The sequence below is a fragment of the Halomonas elongata DSM 2581 genome, from assembly GCF_000196875.2.
GTDB lineage: Bacteria > Pseudomonadota > Gammaproteobacteria > Pseudomonadales > Halomonadaceae > Halomonas > Halomonas elongata.
Map to the genome: position 1 here is coordinate 1230564 of NC_014532.2, position 14769 is coordinate 1245332.

The window sequence follows — 14769 nt, forward strand, 5'->3', positions numbered from 1 at the left end:
TTAGATGCGGGATATCAGGGCGTCCATTTCACAACGCCGCGATTCGAAAATGAACGTGGCATTGTGCCCATCGGCATATCGCTGCGTGTAGCAATACGCGCGCAGCCGAAAGACAATGCGAAGGTTTCCGTCAGCTTCTTTCAATTTTATCGCTGCTGTAGTTGAAGTGTTTACACCTTCGGTTACAGAGGACACAGCATTGAACTCTCGGCTGCTATCTTCTTGGTGAACAATAACTGATCTTCTTACAAGATCACCACCATCATATATCAAAAGCTCCCCATCAAACTCAGCCCTTGCCACTGACCTATCAGAATCACTCAAGAACGTCCTGACGAAATATTGAAGATCAACATCAAGGTTTATGAATGCAGACGAAGAAGGACCTCTTCCATTCACTGTTTGATTTACATCAATCAAATTGATATATGTTTCAGCCGTATCACCATTATATGGAGCGCTGCTTGCATAGAAGCTGATACCGTCAGGCTGACTTCTCCACGGTATATTAGGTGCACTCCCGTCAGTTGTTGGCTGGCCCCATACATAATTGATGGAGTTGTTATCTCCATAGGATCCAGAGGTAACAAAGGAAGGGTTATAGTTATTAACCGTCAACCCTTCAACATTCACGTTACCGCTAAAATCCGACCCAGCGGGAGAAATGTTCACCGCCCTGTCACCGTTGGGTTTGAATATCTGAACCCCCGATGAGCTGACGCGAGTTACCCCGTTATCTGCCCTGCGGATCGAGGCATAGGCAAATCTAGCTTGTCCTGTTTCACCCCAAGGGGCACTGATATAGAGCCATGGAGTTGCATCAGCGGCATTAGCCGGCGCGGTCACCGTTTTGGATAACTCTTTCCAGTTGGCGTTGTTATCGATGACGCTTTCCCAGCCTACGACATTACCGTCTACATCTCTGAATCGCAGACCAATACCGGCAGGGCCATTCGCCCAATAGGCGTTACTGATGGTGTACAGGTTGAACTTATCACCGGGAGAACATGGGGTGACACTTCCTTCTTCAAACACCTGCCTATCAGTTAGCTCCAGGGCCCTCGTATATGGAACCGGGAACGATATTCCAGCAGGAGCAATACCAACAATTTGGGACTGTGCTTCTCGCCAGGTCCCGCGGTCTCCGTCCTCCCAGTTTCTCTTGGTAATCAATTCATCCGAACCACCGCCGACTTCCAGAGCATCACTGAGCTGGAGGTAGTCGGCTTTGATCCGGCCATCACTATCGACAACGAAGTTCCCACTGCCATCGGTGAGTTTGCCGAACGTCAACTGATCGATCAGGGCCTCTTTCAGCAGCAGGCGGCCGTTGTCGAAGATGAACGGCACATCCGCGGTGGCCGGGTCGTCGGGATCGACGATATACATCCGGTCCGCGATGACCCCGAACTCGGATTGCTGGCCGTCATTGTGCAGCCCGATCCCGGTCACGCGGCCGTTCACGTCGACACGCAACGTCCAGAGGGCATCGATCCGTTCCGCCTGGGCATCGATGTTCGCCTGGGCCGTCTGCTCGACCGAGGCGATGTCCTCGCCAAGCTGGGTCTGGACAGTTTCGATGTTGCTGGCGAGCGCATTGTCGCCATCGACCCGCGCCTGCTGTTCCTGAGCGACGGCTGCATCCAGGTCGTCGACACTCGCCTTGAGCTGGTCAGCACGGATAGCGAGCGCACTGTCCTCGTCGGTGCGCACTCGTTCTTCCGTGCGGATGCTCGCTCGACGATTGGCTGTCTCAGCGTTCAGCGCCTCGTAGATGATGGCATCGAGCTGATCGCCTTCCTGCTGCACACGCTGGAGAGCGGAAATCGCGGCTGACTGTTGCTGATTGTTGAGCGACACCTGTTCCAGGGTGCGGGCCTGCGCCTCGTCCTCGGTGGCGCGGACCTCCGCCTCCTCGATGATCGAGGACTCGGTATCGCCGACACGGGCATCCATGCTGGAAAGGTCCGACGCCAGGGCCTCGTCAGCGCTAGCGCGTGTCTGACGCTCGCTAGCGAGTCCAGCCTCGACATCATCGGCGCGAGCCTCCAACGAGCTGGCCCGACTGGCCAGGGCTTCGTCCTTATCGGCCCGTACTTGCTGCTCGGTGGTGAGGCCGGATTCGACGCCCCCTACGCGAGCATCTATGTCCTGGATGTCACTGGCCATGGCCGAATCGGCACTGGCGCGGGTCTGTTGCTCCTCTGTCAGTCCTGACTCGACGTCCCCGACCCGGGCATCCATGTTCTGGAGGTCGGAAGCCAGCGCGTCGTCGCCATCGATGCGGGCCTGCTGCTCCTGCTGGAGAGCCGCCGTAATTTCCTGAATCTCGCCGGCGACGCGCTTGACGCGTACCGCGTCGATAATAACGCCGAGCCCGGCACCGGAGGTGTCGCCCCAGATTCGCAGGATGTCACGCGAGCCACTGGCGCCTTCCGGCACGGTGTAGGTGAACTCGAACACGTTCCACGTCGAGTCCGGCGTGAAATGCTGCCAGCCGGAATTGCCAGCCCCATCGGTCGAGTAGGCGACAGCGAACTCGGCAGCCGCATTGGTATCGGGCTGTCGTGCTGCGATGCTGATCGCAATCTCGAAGCCCTCGAATGCCTCGGTTGCTCCGGCCGGGATGCGTACATAGACGGCATTGTCTGTGCCCCACGGGTTAGGGGAGGAATCCGCCGAGGTCACCAAGCCGGATTGCAGGCCGACGTAGACATTATCGGTCTCGGCGTTCAGCGTGGAGCCACCCGCGACCGTCCACTGATCGAAATCGCTGCCGCTCTCGAAGCCCGAAGCGAACTGCGGCAGGGCATCGACCTTGGCGCTCAGCTCGCCGATCTGCGACGCGAGCGCACTGTCCTCGTCGGCCCGAGCCTGCTGTTCCGTCGTCAGTGCTGCATCCAGATCGCCAACGCTCGCCTCGAGGCTGTCGGCACGCATGGCCAGGGCGGAGTCGCCGTCAATGCGAACACGCTCCTCGGTCCGAATCGATGCGCGACGGTTGGCGGTCTCGGCGTTCAGCGCCTCATACATGATGGCGTCGAGGGCATCGCCTTCCTGCTGCACACGCTGCAACTCACCAATGCGCAGATCATGCTTGTCGCTGGTGTCCTGCAGGCCCTCGAGGCGCGTGGCCACGAACTCATCCTCGGTCCGACGTGCCTCGACCTCCTCAACGATGGCGGTCTCCGCCTCGTCAAGCCGTTGGTCGAGGTCCGCATCGGCCGCCTCGAGATTGTTGCGGGTCGATTCCAGTGAGTTCTGGACACTGCTCACGCGACCATCGAGCCGGGCCGCCTCGTCGTCGAGATTGCCCTGGATGGTATCAGCCCGGTCATCCAGTCGCTCAGCCTCATCGGCCAGATCCTTCTGGGTCTGGGCAATCGAATCCTCGTTGATGCCGACCTGCTCGACCCGCTCGCGCAGCGCTGGATCGAGAACCCCCTCATGGATCTCGCCCGAGATATTGCTGATGATGGCTGACGGGTCGTTTTTCGTCGTCGCCTCGACGGTCGCAAACTCGGACACGCGGGCAACGGTCCATTGTCGGACGTAGTAGTAATAGGTGGTGTCCGGCATCAGGTCGGTATCGACCAGCACGGCGCCCACGCTCAGGCGTTGGGCGCTGGTCTCGACGTCGCCCAGGGCGAGCGGCGCCGACGAGCGCCAGAACTCATACTGGGCACCGGCATACAGACCATGCGGAATCAGTGTGATCGAGAAATTCCCGCGCTGGACCTCGATGGACTGCGGCACCTGCACGGCCTGGCCGGTGACTGTCAGCGTGGCGGTCTGCGACCACACGGACGCCATGGAGCCGTTGAGCGCCCGGAGTTGGATCTCGTAGTCCAGCTCCTCATCGACATCGCGGATCGTCAGGTTGCCGGAGGTGGTGAACGGCCCGGCATGCTCCCACTCATCGCTACCCACGACGCGATAGCGCGCCTCAACCTGGAGGTTCGGCAGCCCGACCTGAGTATTGAACGCATACGCCACGCGAATCAGCGTGGTGAATGAGCCGTCCTGGTTCTGCTGGGCCGCTGTCTCATCGCCGCGCACGCTGGTGATATGCGGCACCGGCGGACGCACGCGGTCCGGCGGGATCGGGTTGGTGATGCCCGGATCAAAGACCGGTGCCGTGGTGTAGTCGTAGATGTCCGGCGCGGCGTTGACCAGCGTCAGGTCAGCACCGAAGTCCTCGTTCGGCTCGATCCGGGTCACCTTGGCGTCGATGGACTCTTTGCCCATGACGCCATAGATCACCAAGTCGCCCGGCTCGACATCGATGCTGTCGACGGAGGTGAATGTATCGGTCTCGCCGATCTCGGCACCGGTGACCTGCGTCGCGATCAGCTTGGCCTTGCCAGCCGCATCATCGACACCACGAACGGAGATGCCATAGGCCCGCTGCTCGGTGTACTCCAGGCGCTCGTCGAGCACGATGGTCGTGCCGCTGACCGATTTCACCCGCGCAGAACCCAGGCCGACGAGGATGGCGTCGTACTGGTAAAGCACGCGGTTGCCGCGCACGATGGCCAGGTTCTCCCAGTCCATCGAGGCCTTGAATGTCTCGGGGCGCAGGATGGCTTGGCGCAGGTGGTAGTTACCGTGATTCCACGCTTCTTCGCTGGAGGCCACGCCCTGGAGCTGGAAGTCCTCGAAGCGAGTCGCGTTGCTCTCGTCGTAGCCGTCGCGATAAACAATGCGCTCGGCGTCGGACCAGGTGTCCGGGTCCACGTATTTGACGCGAATGCCGTGCGGCAGGTCTTTGTACTGGATGCTCGAGCTGAACCCGGACGCATTGCGCGGCGTGATCGCCTGCACGGTAGGCGTGTTGGAATCATCGAACACGATGCCGAACTTACCGTCACGGAACGCGAACGAGCCCTGGCCGGCGGCGGCAATCGAGCGAGCGCGATCCAGTACCGTTTCATCGCCGTCGTGGACGTGGTGGTACTCGAGGGGGGAAGCATGGGCGTCACAGAACGCCGCCCAGTTGACGATGTCCTCGAGGTGCAGCCGGTCGTCACCGATGGGGTTGCCGACCTGCTGCCCGGTCATCGCGTCGATGTAGGCCCAACCGGGGTTATTGGTCGCCTGCATCACCCAAGCAGACCCGTCCCACACGCGCAGCACAGCCTGGGTGCGGATACGGAGCTGATCGATCACACCATTGAGCTGGTCGGTGGCGCGGATGCGCAGCGCCATCAGCACATGGTTGCCGGTATAGGCCGGGCCGTCTTGAACCGAGCGCAGCACGGACCACTGGCAGTCGGTGTAGATCGCCTGGACGCCACCGTGGTACGACCGCACGCGGGTCACGCGCACGTCATACTGCCCCTTGGGCACGGCCCAGCGCTTATTGAGGCGCAGCGTATCCTTGGTGGGCCCTTTGATCAGCCAGGCATCATCCTGGACTGTCCACGCGCTTGTGCCAGCCTCGCGGTACTCGACCTTGAACTCGACCTGGGTGAGGCTATCGGTGCCGTTGTCGTTGACTGAGAAAAGCCCCTGTGTGCCCACCAAATCAATGCTGATCTCTTTCGTGCCCGGGGCCGTGGTGCGAGTTGCGCTGTTGCCATCCGGCACCCAGGTATCGGCCTGCGGGTCTCCCTGGGCATTCAGCGCGACACCGACCTGCTCCTCGGCGATGTCCGGCGTCATCAACGTGAGCTGATCGGACATGCCGATCTCCCACTCGACGTCCTCGTAATCGCCCAGGTTGGTCTCGCCGATGGTGATGGCATCGCCGACATTAGCGTCCTTGAGCACGCTGTAGCCGTCGCCCACGCGGTGGCCCGCCACCTCCAGCGGCCCATAGCCGAGCACCAGTAGCATGCGCAGGAACTGGTCATTGCCGGCGATCTCGGTAACCGGGTTCGCCGCCAATTTCGGATACCAGCGCGGGTTGCCGTAAACACGCGGCACGACGCCGTACTTGTCGATCTGGTTGCGCGTGCCGGTGATGGAGTTGCGGACGTTGGGGGACGTCGGGGATTTCTCGCTCGGCATCTCCGGCGGGATCAACGCGTTGACAGCCAGAGTGCCAGCCACAGTAACTGCTGCAGAGGTTGCCGCCGATGCCGCGGCAAAGGCTGCTGTTCCTTCGGTGAACCCCATTGCGGCCGCCGCTGCACCACCGGTATATGCAGACGCCACGGCAACCGCGATCATTGCGATAGCCCGACCGATACCGTCGTCCTCGGGCGTGCCGGTGATCAGCACCTGCGTATCGGCGGGCAGCGGCATGGCCCAGCGCTCACGCGGAATCACCTCACCGTCGATCTGCGCCCGCACGCTCTCCGGCATATCGCCCAGGACAGCAGATAGACTCGTGCCATCGGGAATCTCGGCGGTGTAGAGGTCAGTCCGTACCGGGCTCGGGCGGGCGACAATCGTGGTCATAGCGGTAGAATCCCTCGATGCGGGAGCGCCACTGGGCGGCGCGGTAACTCTCGATACAGGCGTCTTTATGCCGCGTGGTGTGCAGCATCAGGCCGGGGGCGATAACGAGGCCGATGTGATTGGGCTTGCCGTCGACGTTGAACATCACGACGTCGTAGGGCTCGGGGTCGGTAACCTCGCGCCACTCGGAGCGGGCGGCGACCATCAGTTGCGATGTCTCGTCGGTCAGTGTGTCGGCGTAGCCGGTGTGCAGGGGCAGCTCGATGCCAAGGCGGTCGGCGTAGACCAATCTCACCAGCGACCAACAGTCATGGCGCGGCCCTCGGCCTCCCGACTCGAACGGCAGGCCGATGTACTCGGTGACGTTGATCATCGGAATAGCCCAGGCGCGGTACCGGGATTGAGGATGTCCTGCGTCGCCGGCTCATTGAGGATGTCGAACGCGTGGCTGATCTGGAGCGATGCCGTCTCGGTGTCGATGTCAGCGCTCATCAGGTACATGCTCGGGATATGCATCTCGCGAGTGACGGTGCCGGCCTTCCATCGCACGACCTGAATATCGACGCCTGCCAGGCCCTGAATCCGGCGCAGCACCTCGGCCAGCCGGCGGTCCACGTTGCTCACCTTCACCGTGGCCACGGCCTCGCGCTCCTCGTCCTCGGCAGGTGGCGTGAACTTGAACGGGAACGCCTCGTAGAGCTGTCCGTCGCAAGTGATCGCCTCGGTGTTGTTCACCAAGCGCAGGGGCTCGGACAGACTCGGGTGGGTGAACGTCAGCAAAGCGAACACAGCGGCATCGGTGTTCTGCGCGAACATGTCACGCAGCCCCTCGGCGCTGATCTGGCGGATGGACATAGGGGCTCCAGAAACAAGAAGCCCCGCTCGAGGCGGGGCATGGATGGGTATTCAGATCGGGGCATCTGGTTGCAGGGAGAACAGTGATGGCAGATGATCGGTTCAGACTAGGCACTTGAAACATCCCGAAGACCACAAGGAAGACAAGCCATGAATCGAGCTTTACTGGGAGCCGGGCGCCTGGGGCTTCGTCACCTGGGCTGGATTACAGCAGGCCTGCTTATCAGCGGCTTCGTCGTGGCGGCGGATCAGCAAGCCTCCGATGAGGCCCGGGAGACGGTAGATGGACTGATTGCACAGGTAGAGCAACGTCTGTCCATTGCTCCTGATGTGGCCATGGCCAAATGGAACTCCGAGGCACCGATCAACGTGCCAGAGCGTGAGGCACAGATTCTGAAACGAGTGGTGGAAGAGGCGCAGCATCAGGGAGTTGACCACCAATTGGCTCGCGCCTTCTTCCAGGACCAGTTCGATGCTAGCAAGGCGGTCCAGAAGCAGTTGCATCAGCAGTGGCAGAAGGAATCGCAACCACCTTTCGACAATCCACCGAACCTGGCCAATGACATCCGTCCCCAACTAGATACTTTGACCCCTCAATTGATCCAGTCCCTATCCGAATTCCAGACGTTTGAGAGCGAATCAGCAGCACAACAGTATCTCGAGGAAAGTGCAGCCAGAGCTGTGGCGAATAATGAGTATGCCGAGGCACTGGAGATAGCACTGTCGTCACTGCGCGATGAGTGATGCGCGCCTTACGGCTGGATCTCGAGGGTCATGGAGAGGCGCCAATAGCTCGAACCGCTCCCGATAGGGGAGAGCTGATAGGGCTCGTCGCCGGTGATCATCACCGACTGGATGGTGTCCGTCCGCGGGTTCGGCCAGTCGAAGGGCAGGGCGCCGGCGCCGATGTCGGCATCGAACCAGGCTTCGAATGTGTCCGCTTGGACCTTGGTCAGGTTGTATGCCACCGGGATGGTGCGTGTGCTGGCTGTGGAGCGTCGCCGCGTCTTGGGCGGGCCGACGGCCATCTGAGAGCGAAGCACTTGGCTGGCCGGCGTCTCGGTATAGTCCGACGCCAGCGGTCGCTGAGGCAGCGATGCGGGCCATGTGGGCATGGTTCCTCCTTATCCGGTGGATTGGCGACGAGCGCCGAAGCGGCGCATAGGGCGGTCCATCTCGCCACTGGAAAACATGCCGTGGACGGTGCCCCTCACTTTCCGCTCGATGTAGAGATCGAGCTGGCGAGTGCCGTCGGATCGGCGAGATTCCTGCTGGGATACCTGGGCATCGCCATCGGTGTGGACGTTGACGACAACGCCGGGGTTGGCGGTCGCTCCAGATGACGGTCCGACATACCCGCCATTGGCATAGCCCTTGTTCAGCCGCTCGAGCATGGGGCGGACACCGGGGTTATCGACCACGGATTTCTTCACCACGAACTCACCGCCGTGAACGATACCCTTTGGCTCGTACTTGCCGCCGTCGCCGGTGTAGCCGCCTTCGGACATGCCGGGGTAGAGGCTTCCAACTGTCCCGCCGGTATAGGTTCCGCCGCCTCCGCCGCCACCCAGGAGGCCGTTAAACAAGCCGCCCCAACTGAATCCATCGAGGGCACCGGAAATGGCCGTCTCGGCAGGCTCAGTGATCGTTCGGCGAATAAGGATGCGCTGGATGTCTTCGAAGATGCCCTGGAGGACGCCGCGAAAGTTCTCGCCCTCTATAACGGCATCCTCGAAGGCTGAGGTGAACGTCAGGCCGAGTTCTCGGGCTGAATCGCTCACCTTGTCTATATCGGACGTGTTGCCATCGAAGCCGTAGGCCTCCTGCCAGGTCTTGTCACTGCGCATCGACTCGTTGAGACGTTCGTTGGCCTCGATGTAGCGCTCGATGGTGATCTTGCCCTGCATGAGGGCTGTCTGGAGCAGGATTTGATCCTGGCGGAAGTCGCGCTGGGCTTGCTGAACGGGGAACAGCCGATCCTGAAGGGAGCGAAGGCTGGCGTTGTACTTCTCAATGGCTCGCTGACGCTCACGGGCGGCTTTCTCGGCCTCGCGGGCGGCTTCTCGGGCGGCCTTTTCGTTGGCCTTGTAAGCCTCGGTGGATTCCACGACGCTCTGCCGCTCGTCCTGCCAGGCCTGAATGGCACCCTGAATCTCCTCGCGACGGTCCGCCGACTCGGTGCTGGCCAGCTCCTTACGGAGAGTGGCTATGTTCTCGTCGATCTCGGCGATGCGCTGCCTTTTGGTCTGCTGGGCCTCGAGCAGCTCGTCGATTTTCTTTTGATGCTCGTGCTGCTCACGAACAGCCTCGCTTTGGTGCTCCATTGCCAAAGCTCCAGCCTCAGCTGAAGCTTTCAGCCCCTGAAAGAATTCGAGTCGAGACTTGAGCCGATTTGTTTCGGCTGACGAATTCGCGTTCCCGGCGCCCACAGCTCCATAAGAAGCCGTCATGCTTTCGGCGTCAGCAATATCCCTCTGCAACTGAGCAATCTTTTGGTCGATAGTATCCTCACGACCGATGCCGAGCATGGCATCCCAGCCCTCCTTGGCCGCCGTCTTAATACTCTTCCATACGGACTCTAGAGTGCCCAGGTTTTCGGCGACGTCGGATGCTCGATCTCGCATTGTGTCGGCGAAAGCATTCATCGCGACACGCTGGGCTTCCATCTCGCGCCCACTCTCGGCCAGGGCGCGAATGTTTTCGTAGGTCTCGACGGTCAGGAAGTTGTACTGCTCGTTGAGCTCGGCAATGGCATCGACCGGATCATCGGCGATCTTGCCGAACTGCTCGATAGTCTTGTCGATGGCCTGGCCAGTGGCGTTCTCCATCAGGATGGCGGTGCGCGTCACCGTCTCGAACTGGCCAGCGGTGAACTTGCCGGACTTGACCACCTGGTTGAGCGCGGCGGCCGCACGGTTCTGTGTTGTGCTGGCCAGGTTGTCCATCTGAGCGGCCAACGTCATCAGTTCGTCGGTTGTGGCGCCGGATTGCTGCCCGGTCATGGTCAGCGTCTTGTTGAACTGCTGCGCTTCATCACGGCCTGACTCGAATGCCACGACAAAAGCGCCTACAGAGCCAGCCGCAATCGTCAGCGGGTTGATCAGGCCGGCAATGTATCCTGCCATACCGCGAAGGGCGGGTCCGACACCCCCAAAAACGTCTTTGATCTGACCGCCTTGCTGCAGGAAGACCTGCATCACCGGCTGCCCGGAGGCGAGCGACGTGAAGATGTCGGTGAATTGCATGGGCAATTGGCGCTGTGCCTGCTGCAGTTGCTTGGCAGACAGCCCGGCCCGGTTGTAGCTCCCGCGCACGCCATCCATCTGACGCCTGACGCGCTCCACGCTCTGCTCGTACCGCTCAGCCTGAACGGGCTGGAACAGACCTTTTTGCCCGCTGCGCACCTGATTCTGCACCTGCTGCATGCGCTGGAGAGCACCGCGAGTGCTGTTGACGTTGCGGGTCAACACGCTGGCCTGGCTGGCTTGCTGGTTCATAGCAGCCGACACGCCGCCGGTCGTCGCCGTGACCCGGACGCCGGCATCTTCCAGCGCCTGGAGGGCGCGGCGCACATCCTGAGCTTTCTGCTCGGCAGTGCGCGAGTCGATGACGATGCTGAGGCGGGATTCGGCCATGCTCAAACTCCAGGCACAAAAAAGGCCCGCCGAAGCGAGCCTGAAAACAAGAGACCCCGCTCAGTGGCGGGGCTGTAGTAGCAACAACTTATCTATCAATGCAATGCTTGTAGAAGGCATTGCCAAATTCTGTTTTCTGTTTTGCCTTGTATTCTTCGGACTGAGCGGCGGGCCTGTCATAGGCCATCTTCACCATGACCTGCGTAGTAGCGTCGTAGAAGCCCTGTTCCTTGGACAGATCAACCAGATCGCGCATCGGCATCCCTTCTTGGCGAAGTCCCATAATCACCTCTGCCGTCTCGGACTCAATGCTGCAGACCTCATGATCTGCAGCCATAACCGGCATACTCGCTAGCGCCATCACTGCCGCCCACTTCTTCATTTTGCCTCCTGGCCCTGCGTTTCCTGCCAGTTTGCCGCTTGGGAGGGCAGGGTGGAAGGGGAATGCGGTGCCAAGATTGGCCTGTATAGCATATTGCTATGCATAGCAGATTGATATACACTGCCCATATCAGGACAAGGAAGGGCTCATGCACATCATCACGCAGAAGCGCATTTGGGAAGCCAAAGAAGAATGGCCACAGACCGCTACCGCCCTGGACGCATGGTACCGGCTCATGAAGGCCAGCGAGCCCAAGGACTTCGCCGCGATGAAGAACATCTTCCCGGCAACCGACAAGGTCGGACGCCATCATGTCTTCGACATCGGCGGCAACAAGATCAGGTTGATCGCGGTCGTGCACTACCGCGCCAAGCGGGTCTACATCCGAGACATCCTCGATCACAGCGAGTACGACAAAGGCAAATGGAAGGAATGACCCATGAACGCCATTCTTGATCAAGCGGCAATGCACTGGGCGCACATCGCGCCCCTGCTCACCGAGCCCGAGAACGAAGCGGATTACGACGCCAAGGTCGAGGCTCTGGACGAGCTGCTCGACATGGTGGGTGACGATGAGGACCATCCGCTGGCAGGCCTGGCGGCTCGCCTGGGCGACATCATCGAAGCCTATGACGAAGAGCATCGCCCTATGCCGGGCGTCTCCAGTGTCGACGTGCTCCGCTACCTCATGGAGGAGCATGGCGTCACACAGAGCAACTTGCCCGAAGTCGGGGCCCAGCCCGTCGTGTCCGCCATCCTGGCTGGAAAGCGCTCCCTGAACTGGCGTCAGATCTGCGGGCTATCCGAACGGTTCGGCGTGCCAACCGACGCTTTCAAGGAGCCGCATCATGCTGACCATCATCATTGAGGCCATCCGAGCTGCAGTGGATGCCGTGGGCGACGCCATCGAAAGCTTGCTGGACGCTTTGCTCGATTGAGGCCTACTGCTCAAGCACAACGCTATCCATCCGCATGATGGCATAGATGAACTCGCGCTCCGGGATGGGCGGCGCGAATCGGTCCAGGTAAGGGCCGATCTCGTGCAGGGACAAGGGCAGCCGGCCCACCCCTCCCATCCCAGCGACCACTCGTCGCCCTCGCTCGATCAGGGTGAAAGCGTCCACCAGCATGGCGCTGAGACCGTCCAGTTCGGGCCGAGGGTTGTCGACCTTGATGAACTTGGAGATGGCCTCGAACTTCTCTTCCGACCCCCACTCGTTCTGCCACCGCAGCTCGGCTATGGCTTTTTTTCGGCGTCCTTGGCGAGCGAGTAGGCGTCATGCTGCATTTTCTGAGCCTTGCCGGACACCCACATAAAGAGCTCGATGTCCTTGCGGAGAAGCTCCTCGCCGATCTCGTGGTCGTAGGCTACTGCCTCGTCATCGAGCAGGAACTTGCCGTCTTCCCGCCCCTTGGTGCGGATGTCGAGCAGGATGTAGCGAGCCATCAGGCTGCATTGCGCCTCGAATTCGGTTTGCTCCTCACCCGACACCTCGGCCAGGTCTTCGGTAAAGCGAAGGTCGCCATCGTGTTCAGCCTTATCCAGCAGCCGGCGCATCTTCTCCTGGAAGACAGCTCGGAATCGGTTCATGCCGACGGTATAGCGGTCATTGTCCCAACGAGCGATGAGCATCTGGGTGTCATCGTCGTAATCGAACCACTTCGTCTCGTTGGCGTCGCCGCCGCGACCCTTACGTGAAAGCGCCATACCCCCTCCTTAGGCGGCCAGGGTTCGTGAAACCTGAATGGAAGATCCGATGTTCGGGTCTTTCAGGGCGGTGAAGCTGACGGCAGGCCGAAGCACGGTGTCACGACCCCCTGACGGCATCTCGACACCCAGCTTGGTGCGGAACGTCTCGATCAAGTAGCTGTTGCCAGCAGTGCCATCGTTCATATCAAGCCGGACGCCGAATTCTTTCTCGTTGATGGAATCCTTCAGCAGGCCGAACGTGCTCTCGGTGAGCGCCAAAGAGATATTGCCCGTCACCTGGGCGGTGCCCTTGAACTGGTGGGGCACCTCATGACCGATGCAGGGATCTTCCTGGTAGTTGCGGTTGATCGTGATGTCCATGGTGTTCACACAGACGTCCATCACCGTATCGCCCTCGATGACCAGCTCGTTGACGTCCTGAGCCGCATTGATCGGCTTGGTGGTGGTCTCATCCTCGAAGGTGTCGGCGCTGAAGTCGTAGTCTGCGTTGTAGGACTCGCCCACGATGGAGAACGAACCCGAGACGACTTCGCCGGCGGAGAGGGAGAGCTGGAGCTGCGAGACGTTGGCTTCGCCAATCATATAGGCCTTGCCGGCGGCACCGACGTCCATGTACTGGACCAGGAACTCGAGCTTGGGCGTGTCCTTGCCGATGATGATGGTGCTCAGCGTCGAGTCCGTACCATCGACCACCCAATCCGAGCCCATCACGTTGCGGATGATCATGTCGTAGGTCTTCGCTGAAAAAGCGATCGACACATCACCACCAACGGTGATCGATGTCAGCAGCATGGACGAGTCCTGTCCGCTGGAATCGACCTCGTTCGGGTTGGTCATGTTGGTGGTGATGCCGGGGCCGCCATCGGTGCGGCGTAGCACCTGCCATGGATTACCAGAGCCGGCCAGGCGCATCGACAGCTTGTACTGGTTGGATTCCGCCATGTTTCGTTACCTCACGGTCGGGCATAAAAAAAGCCCCGGCGGATGCCAGGGCTTGGGATGCGTTCTGCTGCCGTTCAGCAGCGATATGGGATACTGACGTTCACTTGATACCAGCCATTCATCTCGCCGAAGTCTTGCGGCGTGTAGGCCAAGGTGTCGATGTCGCCGATGGACTGGTAGGCCATGTGCTCGCCGATCCGCGTGGCGATGTCATAGGCTGCACCCCATCCCTCCTCGAGCTTGGTGAAGATCTGGATCATCACCAACCCAGTCATTCGAGGGCAGGGCTTCCCGCCAACCTCGGCGGTTATGGTGTCACCGGGCACGACATTGACGCGCAGCCAATTGTCGGTGTGCTGCTGAGCCGGCACGTTGGGGATCTCCATCGGCTCGGGGCCACCCCAGGCCAGGGCGTGTTTGATCAGCGCCGCCACCAGGGCTTGGTAGGTCATGAGCCGCTGTACTCCTTGATCGAGTTGAATGTCACGCCGTAGATGCCGGTGGGCGCTTGGCCTGACGTACCTGCTTCCAGATACTTTCCATAGGGCGTCGTATTGACGATATGGAAGGAATCGCCCGGTTTCAATGCGGCCATGGCCCGCCGAGCATCGGCAAGCGTGATGCTCCGCGATGGATCGCGCTTGTTCTCGTCGAACGTCTCGTCTGGAGTGTTGACGGAGAAATTGTTGTTCGCGAGGAAGCGGCTCGTATCGATTGGCGCCCGGTAGATAACGCCCCGTGACGCCTGCTCGCAGAGCTCGCGGAACAACACCATGGTGTCGTCCTCGACTTCTAGCGCGAAATCAGTCGGTTTGCCGCTCCATCCGCCCTTGGCCATG

General features: G+C 60.6%; 14 protein-coding genes. 3 read left to right on the forward strand and 11 right to left on the reverse strand.

Annotated features, from left to right (window positions below):
* From HELO_RS05805 to HELO_RS05815, 3 genes are read right to left on the reverse strand one after another with little or no spacing between them, the layout of a single operon-like run.
* Positions 1-6405 carry a host specificity factor TipJ family phage tail protein gene (locus HELO_RS05805; protein ID WP_013331828.1) on the reverse strand — a complete coding sequence of 2135 codons (6405 nt, stop codon included), beginning with the start codon at positions 6403-6405 and terminating at the stop codon, positions 1-3.
* Entirely contained in the window at positions 6365-6778 is a 414-nt protein-coding gene (locus tag HELO_RS05810; protein ID WP_013331829.1) for a C40 family peptidase, read from the reverse strand. Before HELO_RS05810 ends, HELO_RS05805 begins: the two co-directional genes overlap by 41 nt.
* Positions 6775-7260 (reverse strand): DUF1833 family protein, encoded by a 486-nt coding sequence (locus tag HELO_RS05815; protein ID WP_013331830.1) that lies wholly within the window; start codon positions 7258-7260, stop codon positions 6775-6777. Before HELO_RS05815 ends, HELO_RS05810 begins: the two co-directional genes overlap by 4 nt.
* A gap of 150 nt (positions 7261-7410) precedes the next feature.
* On the opposite strand from HELO_RS05815, the gene aroQ reads away from it, so the two are divergent.
* Entirely contained in the window at positions 7411-8004 is a 594-nt protein-coding gene (aroQ, locus tag HELO_RS05820; RefSeq protein ID WP_013331831.1) for a gamma subclass chorismate mutase AroQ, read from the forward strand.
* An 8-nt stretch (positions 8005-8012) separates the two neighbouring features.
* Here the strand turns inward: aroQ and HELO_RS05825 are convergent, their stop codons facing one another.
* The 3 genes from HELO_RS05825 to HELO_RS05835 all read right to left on the reverse strand — a co-directional run bounded on the left by HELO_RS05825 (position 8013) and on the right by HELO_RS05835 (position 11277).
* Positions 8013-8375, reverse strand: coding sequence for a hypothetical protein (locus HELO_RS05825; protein WP_013331832.1), 363 nt, complete (start codon positions 8373-8375; stop codon positions 8013-8015).
* A gap of 9 nt (positions 8376-8384) precedes the next feature.
* A complete protein-coding gene (locus HELO_RS05830) occupies positions 8385-10895 on the reverse strand; it encodes a phage tail tape measure protein (protein ID WP_013331833.1) in 2511 nt (836 codons plus the stop codon).
* A gap of 88 nt (positions 10896-10983) precedes the next feature.
* Positions 10984-11277, reverse strand: coding sequence for a hypothetical protein (locus HELO_RS05835; RefSeq protein WP_041601943.1), 294 nt, complete (start codon positions 11275-11277; stop codon positions 10984-10986).
* 148 nt (positions 11278-11425) lie between these two features.
* On the opposite strand from HELO_RS05835, the gene HELO_RS05840 reads away from it, so the two are divergent.
* Both HELO_RS05840 and HELO_RS05845 read left to right on the forward strand, forming a co-directional pair.
* Positions 11426-11713: a type II toxin-antitoxin system HigB family toxin gene (locus HELO_RS05840; protein WP_013331834.1), complete on the forward strand. Its 288-nt coding sequence runs from the start codon at positions 11426-11428 to the stop codon at positions 11711-11713.
* A 3-nt stretch (positions 11714-11716) separates the two neighbouring features.
* Positions 11717-12145 carry a helix-turn-helix domain-containing protein gene (locus HELO_RS05845; protein ID WP_013331835.1) on the forward strand — a complete coding sequence of 143 codons (429 nt, stop codon included), beginning with the start codon at positions 11717-11719 and terminating at the stop codon, positions 12143-12145.
* A gap of 73 nt (positions 12146-12218) precedes the next feature.
* On the opposite strand, the gene HELO_RS05850 is transcribed toward HELO_RS05845, so the two are convergent.
* From HELO_RS05850 to HELO_RS05870, 5 genes are all read right to left on the reverse strand, one after another.
* Positions 12219-12407 carry a hypothetical protein gene (locus HELO_RS05850; RefSeq protein ID WP_013331836.1) on the reverse strand — a complete coding sequence of 63 codons (189 nt, stop codon included), beginning with the start codon at positions 12405-12407 and terminating at the stop codon, positions 12219-12221.
* 107 nt (positions 12408-12514) lie between these two features.
* On the reverse strand, positions 12515-12985 hold the full coding sequence (locus HELO_RS05855; protein ID WP_013331837.1) for a hypothetical protein: 471 nt from the start codon (positions 12983-12985) through the stop codon (positions 12515-12517).
* A 9-nt stretch (positions 12986-12994) separates the two neighbouring features.
* Positions 12995-13930 (reverse strand): phage tail tube protein, encoded by a 936-nt coding sequence (locus tag HELO_RS05860; protein ID WP_013331838.1) that lies wholly within the window; start codon positions 13928-13930, stop codon positions 12995-12997.
* A 74-nt stretch (positions 13931-14004) separates the two neighbouring features.
* Positions 14005-14382 (reverse strand): DUF4128 domain-containing protein, encoded by a 378-nt coding sequence (locus tag HELO_RS05865; RefSeq protein WP_013331839.1) that lies wholly within the window; start codon positions 14380-14382, stop codon positions 14005-14007.
* Positions 14379-14768 carry a hypothetical protein gene (locus HELO_RS05870; protein WP_013331840.1) on the reverse strand — a complete coding sequence of 130 codons (390 nt, stop codon included), beginning with the start codon at positions 14766-14768 and terminating at the stop codon, positions 14379-14381. The genes HELO_RS05865 and HELO_RS05870 overlap by 4 nt, the downstream gene beginning before the upstream one ends.
* Position 14769 lies beyond the last annotated feature (1 nt).

What these genes read in the sequence shown, in the direction of transcription:
- HELO_RS05825 (WP_013331832.1), bottom strand. Translation starts at nt 8,375, where the DNA reads ATGCCCACATGGCCCGCATCGCTGCCTCAGCGACCGCTGGCGTCGGAC.
- HELO_RS05870 (WP_013331840.1), bottom strand. Translation starts at nt 14,768, where the DNA reads ATGGCCAAGGGCGGATGGAGCGGCAAACCGACTGATTTCGCGCTAGAA.
- HELO_RS05805 (WP_013331828.1), bottom strand. Translation starts at nt 6,405, where the DNA reads ATGACCACGATTGTCGCCCGCCCGAGCCCGGTACGGACTGACCTCTAC.
- HELO_RS05850 (WP_013331836.1), bottom strand. Translation starts at nt 12,407, where the DNA reads ATGCTGGTGGACGCTTTCACCCTGATCGAGCGAGGGCGACGAGTGGTC.
- aroQ (WP_013331831.1), top strand. Translation starts at nt 7,411, where the DNA reads ATGAATCGAGCTTTACTGGGAGCCGGGCGCCTGGGGCTTCGTCACCTG.
- HELO_RS05855 (WP_013331837.1), bottom strand. Translation starts at nt 12,985, where the DNA reads ATGGCGCTTTCACGTAAGGGTCGCGGCGGCGACGCCAACGAGACGAAG.
- HELO_RS05865 (WP_013331839.1), bottom strand. Translation starts at nt 14,382, where the DNA reads ATGACCTACCAAGCCCTGGTGGCGGCGCTGATCAAACACGCCCTGGCC.
- HELO_RS05860 (WP_013331838.1), bottom strand. Translation starts at nt 13,930, where the DNA reads ATGGCGGAATCCAACCAGTACAAGCTGTCGATGCGCCTGGCCGGCTCT.
- HELO_RS05830 (WP_013331833.1), bottom strand. Translation starts at nt 10,895, where the DNA reads ATGGCCGAATCCCGCCTCAGCATCGTCATCGACTCGCGCACTGCCGAG.
- HELO_RS05810 (WP_013331829.1), bottom strand. Translation starts at nt 6,778, where the DNA reads ATGATCAACGTCACCGAGTACATCGGCCTGCCGTTCGAGTCGGGAGGC.
- HELO_RS05815 (WP_013331830.1), bottom strand. Translation starts at nt 7,260, where the DNA reads ATGTCCATCCGCCAGATCAGCGCCGAGGGGCTGCGTGACATGTTCGCG.
- HELO_RS05840 (WP_013331834.1), top strand. Translation starts at nt 11,426, where the DNA reads ATGCACATCATCACGCAGAAGCGCATTTGGGAAGCCAAAGAAGAATGG.
- HELO_RS05845 (WP_013331835.1), top strand. Translation starts at nt 11,717, where the DNA reads ATGAACGCCATTCTTGATCAAGCGGCAATGCACTGGGCGCACATCGCG.
- HELO_RS05835 (WP_041601943.1), bottom strand. Translation starts at nt 11,277, where the DNA reads ATGAAGAAGTGGGCGGCAGTGATGGCGCTAGCGAGTATGCCGGTTATG.